Origin of the sequence: Streptococcus porcinus, from assembly GCF_900475415.1 — a bacterium.
In the GTDB taxonomy this organism is placed as follows: Bacteria; Bacillota; Bacilli; order Lactobacillales; family Streptococcaceae; genus Streptococcus; species Streptococcus porcinus.
On sequence record NZ_LS483388.1, the window covers coordinates 403,029 to 417,500 of the forward strand.

Genomic DNA, 14,472 nt, shown 5'->3' on the forward strand with positions numbered 1-14,472 from the left:
GATACTAGTATTCCACATCATACAATCGCAATGACAGCAAGCAATATAACAATAAAGATAAAGAGTCCTAAGCAAATGAATAAAATGCTGTGATGGTGATCAACAAATGATTCAAATTGATCAATAAGAGTAGCAACTTTTTTATTTTTTTTATGTTTTGTATGTTTTTTATAAGGGTATGAACTTCCCTTAGTATGCTTGTGATTTTTCGGAAAAAGGTTATCTAGTTTCTGAGTTTTGCCATTTTTTAGTATTTTGAAACCATGTTCAGTTAGAGCATTAGCAAAAGGATGTCTGTAAAATTCTCCATCCTGATCAGACCAATCACCCACCCCCATGACGATTGTAATTACTCTAGCTTTCCCTCTTTTAGCAGTGACCATTGCATTAAAAGCTGCGCTTGGACTTGATCCTGTTTTTAAACCATCGACACCTTTTATCCCATATTTGTCACCCGGCAATGAATAATTGTAACTATGGAATGTTTCCTCGTAGGGGGTTCCAATCATTGTTTTGACGGTAGACGTGTTGGTATAGTTTAAGATATCTGGGTATTTTTTAAGGAAATGGTAGACTAAAATAGCTAAATCATGGGCGCTGGTTAGATTTGGGGCACTTTTATCATAATTTTTAGGATTATAATAACCGTTGAAAGCCTCAGCAACAGCACCGCCAGCATTACTAAAATGAGTATCTAACATACCTAGTCTTTTAGCGGTGCTATTTATACGATCTAGATATGCAGAAGCATCATTTTGGGAAAGGTAGTTAGCAACCATAACAGTAGCTGCATTAGAAGAAGGTACTGCAATCATTGTGATTAAATCTCTAATAGGGTATTCAACCCCAGCAACAATTTTATTATTACTAATCTCATAGATTTCACTGATAGCTTGATCGGTGTCAGAAGCTGTAATCTTAGTATCAAGTGTTAATTTACCTTTAGCCAAATCTTCAAAAAGTAGGTAAAGTGTAAACACTTTTGACATACTTGCGGGATCACGCACAGTTAAAGCGTTATCTTGCCAAAGAATATCTCCGTTTGATGCATCAACAACGATAGAAGATTTAGGTTTATTAATGGGATTAACTTGATACCCGGCTTCTCGCGTAATGTTCAAAATATCATTGTGCTCATCAGCTTGTACGAGATGTGATACAAAAAAAGTAAAAATCAGAAATACAGAAAATACATATTTTTTTAACACAAAAAGCTCCTTGTAAAAATGATAAGCTTATTATACCATTAAGCTAATACAAAACAAAGTGCTTTTTAATAATATTATTTAATTTTTAATTTGAATGAGTAAAAAAGGAATTGAATTTTTCCCAAATGCTCAGAGCTTTTACAGATTTTGTGGCGAATATTGGTGTGCTAGGTTTTTCCCCTAAATAGCTTGATTTATCACGGAAGATAATCTTACCAAGTTGTTCATCTTTTGTAATAGGGGCTACAGTGTGTTGCTTATTTGGAACAATTTTATAATGGATAGTCTGATCATTAACTGGTTGAATGACTGTAAAATCATATTTACTTTTGAAAGCAATCGTTTTTTGCTTGGCATTAGAAATAGCTAATTTTGTTGAGAATGGTTTTCCTTTAGGAATTGTTGCTTTTTGATAATGTTGGAAACTATAATCAAATAATTTATTAGCTTCAACAAAGCGTGCGTTACTATCTTTTGAAGCGTCGGTTGCATTTAGAATAACAACTATGACGCGCATCTTATCTTGAACAGCAGTTCCGATATAAGTTTGCCCCGCTTTGGTAGTAGTACCTGTTTTTAAGCCATCTACACCCTTCCTACCCATGATGTTACCAGGTAAGAGATGATTGGAGTTGGTCAGGATATCATTACCCCAGTATAGCTGATTCTGAGAAGAAATGGTTAGAATTTCTGGGTAGTCCTTGATTAAATGTCGCGATACAATAGCGATACTCTTAGCGCTTAATTTATTCTCAGATTTTTTACTTGAACCAGGATAGATATGGCCATTTAGCATACTATTATTTAAACCTGAAGCATTAACTAATTGATAATCGGTGATACCCCATGTTTCCAATTGATTTTTCATTTTATCAACAAACTTCGCTTCAGAACCGGCGATTTTTTCAGCTAAAGCAATAGCAGAGCTGTTTGAGCTGACAACCATGCTGGAGTCAACAAGTTCCTTAACAGAGTAAGAATTTTTATAGAGAGGAGGATTACTGATATCAGGGTTGTTAGCTAAGGCAGTTGCATATTTAGACATTTCAACTGAGTCATTCCATTTTAACCTGCCAGAATTAATTTCTTTCAGGGTCAAATAGATGGTCATAATCTTTGTGAGTGAAGCAATCGGAACTTTACGATCACTATTTTTTTGATAAAGAATCTTACCGGTACTATACTCGACAGCAATAGCTTCTTTTGCTCTGAGGTTTAATGCCTGATCTGCGAAAACAGGGTGACTTAAAGGAGATAAAATGAAGATGCAGATTAGTATTAAATAGATTGGTTTTTTCATAATTATTATTCTAACAATCTCCTGAGCAAAGGTCAAAAAGAGACCATTATAAGTTTTCATTGACATAAGTAACCAGATGATTCCACCAAACTTTTAAGAAGAAACTTCTAGGAACTCGCTGTTGAGCTCTTAAAAAGACTTGAGGAGTATCACCTAGATAACCTATCCCAATCCTATCAGAATCCTTAAAACTTGCAGTAGCAAGTTTTTGCTTTTGTTTAATTGGTGCACGACATTCTTTTTGAAGCGGGCTAATAACTAGGTCGGTATTCGTAGTTGTTCCTCGTTTTTGAATGACAGTTAAGGTTTTATCCGAAGTTAGAGAAACTTGTTTTATGGGGCTATCTATTACAGGTAAAGTTTTATTTTTCAGAATTTGACCTTTTCTGAGAAGAGTCACTGGCTCATATTTTTGTGCAATATTATCCAAAAGAGTATTAGCAGTAGTGAAATGTGCCAATTTGTTGTCCTTGACTTCCTCAGTATTTAAAATGATAGAAACAACTGACATCTTGTTTTCTATAGAACTTGTAATTAGAGATGCTCCATTATTTTCTGAAAAAGCGACGAATAATCCGTTAGCACCAATCCGATGATTGGGCATACCTTCTAGTAAAAAATTATAGGAGAATATACGATCGCCTCTGAAAGTTGCAGCAGGTTTTTTGGTGAGTTCTAAGACCTGAGGAAAGTCTTGAAGAAGGTGTCTAGTAACGATTGCTAAATCAAGAGCACTCATTTTATTTTCAGCATCTTTTTGAGAGTTAGGATAGATATGATTTCCTAGTTGCTCATTAGATAAACCACTAGCATTAACTAGATTAGCCTTATGGATTTTCCAATCTCGTAATTGCTTCTGCATTTTATCGACAAATAAAGGTTCTGTCCCCGATATTTTTTCAGCTAAAGCAATAGCAGGGCTATTTGCATTTGTTACCAGCATAGCTGTTAGTAACTCTTCGACTGTGTACTGGCGAGCATCTAATGGGACATTACTGATAGAATAATTAGCAGTTAGTTCATAAGGATAGTTGGAAATTTTAACAGGCGTGTCCCAGCTCAGATTTCCAGATTGAACCTCTTTATAGACAAGATAAGTAGTCAGGACTTTACTCAAAGAAGCGATAGGAAGTTTTTTCTTGGCGTCCTTCTCATAGAGAATTTTACCAGTAGATACTTCAAAGGCAATACCGCTTCTGGCTGGTAGCTTGTAAGCTTCAGCCAGAGTGACTTTGGGTAAAAAATAAAAAAGAAGAGGTAGGATCAAAAGTACTAGTTTTTTCATAATAAACAATTTTCCTTATAGGGGAGGATTTCCTTTTTGATTATACCATAAAATTCAGTTCTTTTAAGTTATTTCAAGGAATTACTGAAGCATTAGTATGAGAAATGACAGGGGTTTCATTAAAATTTTAGAAGGTTGACATAATTCTTAAAACCCCCGAATGGAAGGTTTTCTTCTGACTTACCCTCGTAAGATGATAAAAACGATTTGAAATAGTCAGATAATTTTGCAGGAAATATTTTGATAGCGAAAAAATTATGATATAATGTTTTTAATTAGCACAATCTTTTGACCAAGATTGGAGAAAAAATTAGGAGTGAATCTTATGAAAAATGGCAAGTGGTTAGCTGCTGTTGGGGTGGCGATTTTATCAGTCTCTGTCCTAGCGGCTTGTAGCAATGGATCAAGCAAAGACAGTAAGTCAAAAACTTACAGTTATGTTTATACAACAGATCCAGATACTTTGGATTATTTGATTTCAGGACGTTCAACAACAAGTGATATAATCCAAAATAGTATTGACGGCTTAATGGAATATGATAACATGGGAAATCTAGTTCCCTCAGTTGCTAAAAGCTGGACAGTATCTAAAGACGGCTTAACATATACCTATAAAATTCGTAAGGATTCAAAATGGTACACTGCTGATGGTGAAGAGTACGCAAATGTGACAGCAGATGATTTTGTAACTGGTTTGAAGCATGCTGCTGATAAGGGATCAGATGCTCTTTATCTTGTACAAGATTCTATAAAAGGTCTGAGTGATTATGTCGAAGGAAAAACCAAGGACTTCTCAACTGTAGGCGTAAAAGCTGTTGATAAAAATACCCTTCAATACACCCTTAATAAACCAGAAAGTTTTTGGAATTCAAAATTAACATATGGAATCCTTTCACCTGTAAATGCTGACTTTTTAAAATCTAAAGGTAAGGATTTTGGTAAAGCATCAGATTCATCTTCCATCTTATACAATGGACCATTCCTGATTTCATCTTTAACGAGCAAGTCATCTATTGAATTTGTCAAAAATGAAAATTATTGGGATAAAGAAGATGTCCATGTTGATGGTGTACAGTTAACTTACTATGATGGTCAAGATCAAGAGTCACTATTTAGGAATTTTGACAAAGGTGCTTATTCTGCAGCGCGTCTTTTCCCTACAACACCTTCTTACTCAAAAGTTAAGAAAAATTATGGTGACAATATCATTTATGCACCGCAAAAATCAAACACTTATTATGCTACATTCAATCTGAATCGTACAGCTTATGAGCATACTAAGAAAACAAGTGATAAACAAAAAGAGGATACCCGTAAGGCTGTTTTAAATAAAGATTTCCGTCAAGCCTTGACATTTGGTTTCAATAGAAAATCATATACAGCTCAGACTGCAGGTGAAGAGGCAGCTGGTAAATCGCTTCGTAATACTTTAGTTCCGCCTGCATTTGTTCAAATTGACGGTCAAGATTTTGGAAAAACGGTAGAAAAAGAGCTAGCTACTTACGGAGATCAATGGAAAGATGTCAATCTTGCTGATGCCCAAGATGGTCTCTATAATCCAGAGAAAGCTAAAATGCAAATGGATAAGGCCAAAAAAGCTTTAGAAGCTCAAGGGGTACAATTCCCGATTCACCTTGACATGCCTCAAGACCAGACTGCATCCGGCTTAATGCAACAAGCTCAATCTATGAAACAATCTATTGAAAAATCACTAGGAAAAGAAAATGTGGTTGTTGATATTATTGAACTTAATTCAGACACATATAACAACATCACATATTTGGCTGAAACAACCAATCAACAAGACTGGGATCTCTCAACTGCCTCAGGTTGGAGCCCAGACTATGCTGATCCTTCTTCTTACTTAGATATCTTCAATCCAACAATGGCGGCTGCTCAAACAAAATTCATTGGTATTAATCCAGTAAAAGACGTGGCTATTGCTAATGAAGCTGGTTTGGAAGAGTTTTCAAACTTAGACAATGAAGCTGGTAAAATTATAGATAATCAGGATGAGCGATTTAAAAAATATGCCAAAGCGCAAGCTGCTTTAACAGATTCAGCAGTTTATATTCCAACCTACTCACTAGGTGGAACTCCCTCTGTTACTAAAGTGGTACCATTTACAGGAGCCTTTGGATGGTCTGGTAATAAATCTGATGTAAGTACATTTTATAAATACATAAAACTTCAAGATAAACCTGTAACATCAAAAGACTATAGCCAAGCTTTGAAAAAATGGAAAAAAGATAAAGAAAAATCTAATAAAAAATATGCTGAATCTCTAGAAAAGCATATGGAAAAATAAAAGTTTGTTCAACCTAAGAACTTTCTCTTCGAGTGAGGAAGTTCTTTTGAACTTATTATGAGGAATAGAATGAAAAAGTATATTATTGAGCGCATCTTGAGGTCTTTAATATCAATCTTGTTGGTAACTACACTGACTTACGTTATTGTTTTTACACTTGTTCCAACAAATTTGATTTTTAAACAAGATCCTAATTATAACAAGATGGTGACAACACCAGATAAAAAAGAAAATTATCGAAATACGATTTTCGAGCGTATGGGCTATATTTCCTATTATAATAGTAAAGAATTAGAAGCTAACGCTGAGAAAATAGATAAATCTGTTAGCGTCGAGCCATCAAAGGCTAATCAAAAAATATATCAAAAATATATCAAATCCATCGGAAATGGTTGGAAATTGAAACGATTTGAAGAAAGTAAAAAATTCTATGCAGTCCGTAACATACCAATTTATGAACGGGTTTGGAATTTTTTCAGCCGGTTAATAGTGATTGACCATCCATGGGTAATTCAAGACAAAAAGAATCCAAATTTAGCTCGTTATATTCGTCCAGAAATAGATCCTGCAGTAGGTCCAGCTTTGGTTGGTTCAGGAACAAAACACAAGTACATGTTATACTTCAATGGGCAGTTTCCTTTTGTTCACCAGAACTTTATTGGTTTTAATTTAGGGACTTCTTACCCGACTTATGCTAATATCCCTGTTATTCAAGTTATCACACAAGAACAAGGGCGTACACTATCTAAAGAAGTAACGTTCCCAAATGGGACTAAGAAGTTTTCACCGATAAATATTTATTCTCGTACCTATAAATCACCTAGTAAGGCAGATGCTAGAGATCGAATGAACTTTGGAAAAGATGACCCATACACTGCAACTGAGAACAATCATGCAGAGCCGTCAATGATAGCTAATTCTTTCATTATCGGAATGATTGGTGTTTTACTATCCTATATCTTTGGCCTTCCAATTGGGATGTTGATGGCTTATTATAAAGATGGGATATTTGATCGTTTCTCTACGGGGGCTACAACTTTTATGTTGGCACTTCCGAGTATCGCATTGATTTACATTGTTCGTTTTTTGGGCTCAATGGTAGGCCTTCCAGATACTTTTCCATTGCTAGGGGCGAGTGATCCTAAGTCCTATGTCTTACCGGCTCTTATTTTGGGAATTCTTGGAACGCCTGGAAATGTAGTCTGGTTCCGTCGATACTTAGTCGACTTGCAAGGTAGTGATTTTGTTCGCTTTGCTCGCGCTAAAGGACTGACTGAAGCTGAAATATCTAAAAATCACTTATTTAAACAAGCAATGGTTCCTATTGTTAATGGAATCCCACAAGCAGTAGTAGCTACTATTGCGGGTGCTACTTTGACTGAGACTGTCTTTGCCTTTCCGGGAATGGGTAAGATGCTGATTGATGCTATTAAGGCAGCTAATAATACAATGGTTGTTGGGCTTGTCTTTATATTCGCAGTTCTTTCTATTTTAGCCCTATTAGCTGGTGACATCTTAATGACAATTCTTGACCCACGTATCAAATTATCTAGTAAAGGAGGGAAGTAATGGCAACCATTGACAAAAGTAAATTTGAGTTTGTTGAACTCGACAGTTATGCATCAGAAGTCATTGATGCCCCAGCTTACTCATACTGGAAATCTGTTTTTCGTCAGTTCTTTTCACGTAAATCAACTGTATTGATGTTGATTATATTAATTGCAATTATTTTAATGAGCTTTATCTATCCTATGTTTGCAAATTATGATTTTGGCGATGTAAGTAATATTAATGATTTTTCAAAACGTTATATTTCACCAGGCGCTGAGTATTGGTTTGGTACTGATAAAAATGGACAGTCATTATTTGATGGCGTTTGGTATGGTGCAAGGAATTCTATTTTAATTTCTGTTATTGCAACAATGATTAATATGCTTTTAGGTGTGGTAGTCGGTGCTTTATGGGGTGTTTCTAAAGCTGTTGATAAAGTTATGATTGAAGTCTATAATGTTATTTCGAACTTGCCACAAATGTTAATTATTATCGTTTTAACCTACTCTATTGGAGCAGGATTTTGGAATTTGATATTTGCCTTTTGTGTAACAGGCTGGATTGGTATTGCCTATTCTGTGAGGGTTCAAGTGCTTCGTTATCGTGATTTAGAATATAATTTAGCCAGTCAAACGTTAGGCACACCAATACATAAAATTGCAACTAAGAACTTATTGCCACAATTGGTTTCTGTTATTGTATCAATGGTATCTTTATTACTTCCAGCCTATATTTCTTCTGAAGCATTCCTATCCTTCTTTGGTTTAGGATTACCACTTTCAGAACCAAGCCTTGGGCGTTTAATTTCTAACTACTCCTCAAACTTGACAACAAATGCTTATTTATTCTGGATTCCTTTAACCACTCTTATTTTAGTGTCGCTACCTCTTTATATTGTAGGACAAAACTTAGCTGACGCTAGTGATCCAAGAACGCATAGATAGGAGTTGTTATGGAAGAAAAGAAAGAAATAATATTAAGTGCAAAAAATGTCGTTGTTGAGTTTGATGTTCGTGATCGTATTTTAACTGCTATTCGTGATATCTCAATTGATCTTTATGAAGGAGATGTTTTAGCAGTCGTTGGAGAATCTGGAAGTGGAAAGTCAGTTTTAACTAAAACATTTACTGGCATGTTGGAATCAAACGGTAGAGTAGCCTCTGGAACAATTGATTATCGAGGTCAAGAGTTAACGAAGCTCAGGAATCATAAAGACTGGGAGGGTATTCGAGGAGCAAAAATAGCAACAATTTTCCAAGATCCTATGACCAGCCTTGATCCGATTCAAACAATTGGAAGTCAAATCACTGAAGTGATTATCAAGCACCAGAAAAAATCTCGTTCTGAAGCTAAAAAAATGGCGATTGATTACATGACTAAGGTCGGAATTCCAGATCCTGCTAAACGTTTTGGAGAATACCCATTTCAGTATTCTGGAGGGATGAGACAACGGATTGTTATAGCGATTGCTTTAGCCTGTCGTCCAGATATTCTAATTTGTGATGAACCAACTACAGCTTTAGATGTTACTATTCAAGCTCAAATTATTGAATTGCTAAAATCACTTCAGAAAGAATATCAATTCACCATTATTTTTATCACTCACGATCTTGGTGTAGTAGCAAGTATTGCGACGAACGTTGCGGTCATGTATGCAGGAGAAATCATTGAGTATGGAACTGTAGAAGATATCTTCTACGATCCGCGACATCCATATACTTGGAGCCTTCTCTCAAGTTTACCGCAATTAGCCGACGATAAGGGAGCTTTATTCTCTATTCCAGGCACACCTCCGTCACTGTACAAGCCAATTGTTGGGGATGCGTTTGCACCTCGTTCGCGTTATGCTATGAAAATTGATTTTGAAGAGGCTTGCCCTAGGTTCGAAGTTAGTGGAACTCATTGGGCCAAAACGTGGTTACTCCATCCTGATGCACCAAAAGTTCAAAAACCAGAGGTAATTCAAGATATTCATGAAAAAATTTCAAAGAAACAAATCTATCGGGAGGAAGGAAATGTCTGAGAAATTAGTTGAAGTCAAAGACTTAGAAATTTCCTTCGGTGAAGGAAAGAAAAAATTTGTAGCCGTTCAAAATGCTAACTTCTTCATTAACAAAGGAGAGACCTTCTCTCTCGTTGGAGAGTCGGGATCTGGCAAGACCACAATTGGACGTGCTATCATTGGTTTGAATGATACAAGTAAAGGGGAAATTCTTTACGACGGAAAAGTGATAAATGGTAAAAAGTCAAAGTCTGAAGCGAATGAATTAATCCGTAAAATTCAGATGATTTTCCAAGATCCAGCTGCCAGTTTAAATGAGCGGGCAACAGTTGATTATATCATTTCAGAAGGTCTTTATAATTTTAACCTCTTTAAAACTGAAGAAGAACGACAAGAAAAGATCAAAAATATGATGTCAGAGGTAGGTCTGTTATCAGAACACCTCACACGTTATCCCCATGAATTTTCTGGTGGACAACGCCAGAGGATTGGGATTGCACGTGCTTTGGTGATGGATCCAGAGTTTGTTATTGCAGATGAACCTATATCAGCCCTTGATGTCTCTGTTCGTGCCCAAGTCCTAAACCTTTTAAAAAGAATGCAAAAAGAAAAAGGATTAACTTATCTCTTTATTGCGCATGATTTATCAGTTGTACGTTTTATATCAGACCGAATAGCAGTCATTCATAAGGGGATTATCGTTGAAGTTGCTGAGACAGAAGAACTCTTCATAAATCCAGTTCATCCTTATACCAAGTCACTTCTATCAGCAGTGCCAATTCCAGACCCAATACTGGAAAGGAAGAAAAAATTAATTGTCTACTCAGTAGACCAGCACGACTATTCAGTTGATAAACCTGAGATGGTAGAAATAAAACCAGGACATTTTGTATGGGCTAACAAAGCTGAAGTTGCTAAATATCAAAAAGAACTATAAGAAGGTCCTACCTTCTTATTTTTTTATCTCCGGCTAAGGGAAATGAAGATAAGAATGTTAAAAAATGATGTAAAAGAACAATTGAAAATAAACTGAAAAAAGTTATTGACAAAGCAGAAGATAGCTGATAGAATAAAATAGTTGTCTCGTAAGAGATGCAAGACCTTTGAGAACTGAATAAGACAAGAAAAACCAAACGTGAGGGTGATATGCAAGACATATTACCCGTCAAGCAAAAGCAATAAATCTGTCAGCGACAGAAAGAACGAGAAAGTTCAAACTAAAATGAGAGTTTGATCCTGGCTCAGGACGAACGCTGGCGGCGTGCCTAATACATGCAAGTAGAACGCAGAGGACAGGTGCTTGCACCAGTCTAATGAGTTGCGAACGGGTGAGTAACGCGTAGGTAACCTACCTTATAGCGGGGGATAACTATTGGAAACGATAGCTAATACCGCATGAAAGTAGAAGACCCATGTCATCTACTTAAAAGGGGCAACTGCTCCACTATGAGATGGACCTGCGTTGTATTAGCTAGTTGGTGAGGTAAAGGCTCACCAAGGCGACGATACATAGCCGACCTGAGAGGGTGATCGGCCACACTGGGACTGAGACACGGCCCAGACTCCTACGGGAGGCAGCAGTAGGGAATCTTCGGCAATGGGGGGAACCCTGACCGAGCAACGCCGCGTGAGTGAAGAAGGTTTTCGGATCGTAAAGCTCTGTTGTTAGAGAAGAACGGTAATGGGAGTGGAAAATCCATTACGTGACGGTAACTAACCAGAAAGGGACGGCTAACTACGTGCCAGCAGCCGCGGTAATACGTAGGTCCCGAGCGTTGTCCGGATTTATTGGGCGTAAAGCGAGCGCAGGCGGTTTGATAAGTCTGAAGTTAAAGGCTGTGGCTTAACCATAGTTCGCTTTGGAAACTGTCAAACTTGAGTGCAGAAGGGGAGAGTGGAATTCCATGTGTAGCGGTGAAATGCGTAGATATATGGAGGAACACCGGTGGCGAAAGCGGCTCTCTGGTCTGTAACTGACGCTGAGGCTCGAAAGCGTGGGGAGCAAACAGGATTAGATACCCTGGTAGTCCACGCCGTAAACGATGAGTGCTAGGTGTTAGGCCCTTTCCGGGGCTTAGTGCCGGAGCTAACGCATTAAGCACTCCGCCTGGGGAGTACGACCGCAAGGTTGAAACTCAAAGGAATTGACGGGGGCCCGCACAAGCGGTGGAGCATGTGGTTTAATTCGAAGCAACGCGAAGAACCTTACCAGGTCTTGACATCCTTCTGACCGGCCTAGAGATAGGCTTTCTCTTCGGAGCAGAAGTGACAGGTGGTGCATGGTTGTCGTCAGCTCGTGTCGTGAGATGTTGGGTTAAGTCCCGCAACGAGCGCAACCCCTATTGTTAGTTGCCATCATTAAGTTGGGCACTCTAGCGAGACTGCCGGTAATAAACCGGAGGAAGGTGGGGATGACGTCAAATCATCATGCCCCTTATGACCTGGGCTACACACGTGCTACAATGGTTGGTACAACGAGTCGCAAGCCGGTGACGGCAAGCTAATCTCTTAAAGCCAATCTCAGTTCGGATTGTAGGCTGCAACTCGCCTACATGAAGTCGGAATCGCTAGTAATCGCGGATCAGCACGCCGCGGTGAATACGTTCCCGGGCCTTGTACACACCGCCCGTCACACCACGAGAGTTTGTAACACCCGAAGTCGGTGAGGTAACCATTTAGGAGCCAGCCGCCTAAGGTGGGATAGATGATTGGGGTGAAGTCGTAACAAGGTAGCCGTATCGGAAGGTGCGGCTGGATCACCTCCTTTCTAAGGAAATGGAAGACGTTTGGTCTTGTCTTATTTAGTTTTGAGAGGTCTTATTTAAGTTATGAGAACGTTAAGAAATCTGTATGAAAAAGATTTTAGTTTGAATACAATTAAGCTTCACGTAATAGAATAGTACCACCACTAATAATGTAACAACCAGTTTATTAGTCGGGGCCTTAGCTCAGCTGGGAGAGCGCCTGCTTTGCACGCAGGAGGTCAGCGGTTCGATCCCGCTAGGCTCCATAGGATATAAGTCCACCTAAACTTAATAATAAGTGAAGTTGAACACGCAACTAACTTCCTAGGAAAATAGATAATCTTCCTTGTGTGCAAGCACACTGTGTCAGAATCCTAATTTTCTACAGAAGTTTCGCTAAAGCGAGCGTTGCTTTGTATCCTAAACATAGTCCATTGAAAATTGAATAACTATATCAAATTCCACGATCATTAAAATGATTGTAGAAAAGTAACAAGAAATAAACCGAAAAAAAGATAAACGCGAACATATTAAAAAAAATAAGAAGGTCGAAAGACTGGAATAAGGTTAAGTTAATAAGGGCGCACGGTGGATGCCTTGGCACTAGAAGCCGAAGAAGGACGTGACTAACGACGAAATGCTTTGGGGAGCTGTAAGTAAGCGCTGATCCAGAGATGTCCGAATGGGGGAACCCACTAACTAATGGTTAGTATCCATGACTATAAAGGTCATGAGAAGGAAGACGCAGTGAACTGAAACATCTAAGTAGCTGCAGGAAGAGAAAGCAAACGCGATTGCCTTAGTAGCGGCGAGCGAAACGGCAGGAGGGCAAACCGAGGAGTTTACTCCTCGGGGTTGTAGGACTGCGACGTGGGACTTTAATTTAATAGAAGAATTACCTGGGAAGGTAAGCCAAAGAGAGTAATAGCCTCGTATTTAAAATTGAATTGAGCCCTAGCAGTATCCTGAGTACGGCGAGACACGCGAAATCTCGTCGGAATCTGGGAGGACCATCTCCCAACCCTAAATACTCTCTAGTGACCGATAGTGAACCAGTACCGTGAGGGAAAGGTGAAAAGCACCCCGGGAGGGGAGTGAAATAGAACCTGAAACCGTGTGCCTACAACAAGTTCGAGCCCGTTAATGGGTGAGAGCGTGCCTTTTGTAGAATGAACCGGCGAGTTACGTTATGATGCGAGGTTAAGTTGAAGAGACGGAGCCGTAGGGAAACCGAGTCTTAAGAGGGCGAAATAGTATCATGATGTAGACCCGAAACCATGTGACCTACCCATGAGCAGGTTGAAGGTGCGGTAAAACGCACTGGAGGACCGAACCAGGGCACGTTGAAAAGTGCTTGGATGACTTGTGGGTAGCGGAGAAATTCCAAACGAACTTGGAGATAGCTGGTTCTCTCCGAAATAGCTTTAGGGCTAGCGTCGATGTTAAGTCTCTTGGAGGTAGAGCACTGTTTGGGTGAGGGGTCCATCCCGGATTACCAATCTCAGATAAACTCCGAATGCCAAGTAGATATAATCGGCAGTCAGACTGCGAGTGCTAAGATCCGTAGTCGAAAGGGAAACAGCCCAGACCACCAGCTAAGGTCCCAAAATAATTGTTAAGTGGAAAAGGATGTGGGGTTGCACAGACAACTAGGATGTTAGCTTAGAAGCAGCTATTCATTCAAAGAGTGCGTAATAGCTCACTAGTCGAGTGACCCTGCGCCGAAAATGTACCGGGGCTAAAACAATTTACCGAAGCTGTGGATTACTAGTAATAGTAATGGTAGGAGAGCGTTCTATGTGTGAAGAAGGTATACCGTGAGGAGTGCTGGAACGCATAGAAGTGAGAATGCCGGTATGAGTAGCGCAAGACAGGTGAGAATCCTGTCCACCGTAAGACTAAGGTTTCCAGGGGAAGGCTCGTCCGCCCTGGGTTAGTCGGGACCTAAGGAGAGACCGAAAGGTGTATTCGATGGGCAACAGGTTGATATTCCTGTACTAGTATGTATAGTGATGGAGGGACGCAGAAGGCTAACTAAAGCGTGCGAATGGAAGAGCACGTCTAAGCAGTGAGG

General features: G+C 38.9%; 8 protein-coding genes, 1 tRNA gene and 2 rRNA genes (1 of these 11 cut by a window edge). 8 read left to right on the forward strand and 3 right to left on the reverse strand.

All coding sequences use genetic code 11. The features are described 5' to 3' along the window. Positions 1 to 17: 17 nt before the first annotated feature. The 3 genes from DQM45_RS02130 to pbp3 (DQM45_RS02140) form a co-directional block, all read right to left on the reverse strand. Entirely contained in the window at positions 18 to 1,178 is a 1,161-nt protein-coding gene (locus DQM45_RS02130; protein WP_394342209.1) for a D-alanyl-D-alanine carboxypeptidase family protein, read from the reverse strand. A 115-nt stretch (positions 1,179 to 1,293) separates the two neighbouring features. Next, a complete protein-coding gene (pbp3, locus tag DQM45_RS02135; RefSeq protein WP_262863908.1) occupies positions 1,294 to 2,574 on the reverse strand; it encodes a D-alanyl-D-alanine carboxypeptidase PBP3 in 1,281 nt (426 codons plus the stop codon). Further along, the gene (gene pbp3, locus DQM45_RS02140; RefSeq protein WP_003083740.1) at positions 2,555 to 3,793 is read right to left on the reverse strand and encodes a D-alanyl-D-alanine carboxypeptidase PBP3; all 1,239 of its coding nucleotides are present in this window, start codon (positions 3,791 to 3,793) and stop codon (positions 2,555 to 2,557) included. The genes pbp3 (DQM45_RS02135) and pbp3 (DQM45_RS02140) overlap by 20 nt, the downstream gene beginning before the upstream one ends. Positions 3,794 to 4,118: 325 nt before the next feature. Here pbp3 (DQM45_RS02140) and DQM45_RS02145 point away from each other — a divergent pair, with 325 nt between their 5' ends. The 8 genes from DQM45_RS02145 to DQM45_RS02180 all read left to right on the forward strand — a co-directional run. Continuing rightward, positions 4,119 to 6,101, forward strand: a complete 1,983-nt coding sequence (locus DQM45_RS02145) for a peptide ABC transporter substrate-binding protein (RefSeq protein WP_003084932.1) — start codon at positions 4,119 to 4,121, stop codon at positions 6,099 to 6,101. A 69-nt stretch (positions 6,102 to 6,170) separates the two neighbouring features. Beyond that, on the forward strand, positions 6,171 to 7,670 hold the full coding sequence (locus DQM45_RS02150) for an ABC transporter permease (RefSeq protein WP_003084936.1): 1,500 nt from the start codon (positions 6,171 to 6,173) through the stop codon (positions 7,668 to 7,670). Then, complete coding sequence (gene oppC, locus DQM45_RS02155) at positions 7,670 to 8,596, forward strand: oligopeptide ABC transporter permease OppC (RefSeq protein WP_003085634.1); 927 nt, start codon at positions 7,670 to 7,672, stop codon at positions 8,594 to 8,596. Before DQM45_RS02150 ends, oppC begins: the two co-directional genes overlap by 1 nt. A gap of 8 nt (positions 8,597 to 8,604) precedes the next feature. Further along, positions 8,605 to 9,675, forward strand: a complete 1,071-nt coding sequence (locus DQM45_RS02160) for an ABC transporter ATP-binding protein (RefSeq protein ID WP_003085730.1) — start codon at positions 8,605 to 8,607, stop codon at positions 9,673 to 9,675. Then, positions 9,668 to 10,591: an ATP-binding cassette domain-containing protein gene (locus DQM45_RS02165; RefSeq protein WP_003084166.1), complete on the forward strand. Its 924-nt coding sequence runs from the start codon at positions 9,668 to 9,670 to the stop codon at positions 10,589 to 10,591. Before DQM45_RS02160 ends, DQM45_RS02165 begins: the two co-directional genes overlap by 8 nt. 281 nt (positions 10,592 to 10,872) lie before the next feature. Beyond that, positions 10,873 to 12,421: ribosomal RNA gene (locus DQM45_RS02170) — 16S ribosomal RNA — on the forward strand. 170 nt (positions 12,422 to 12,591) lie between these two features. After that, positions 12,592 to 12,664, forward strand: a tRNA-Ala gene (locus tag DQM45_RS02175). A 299-nt stretch (positions 12,665 to 12,963) separates the two neighbouring features. Further along, positions 12,964 to 14,472: ribosomal RNA gene (locus DQM45_RS02180) — 23S ribosomal RNA — on the forward strand (it continues 1,396 nt past the right edge of the window). The 16S and 23S rRNA genes sit together here with 1 tRNA gene alongside, the layout of an rRNA operon.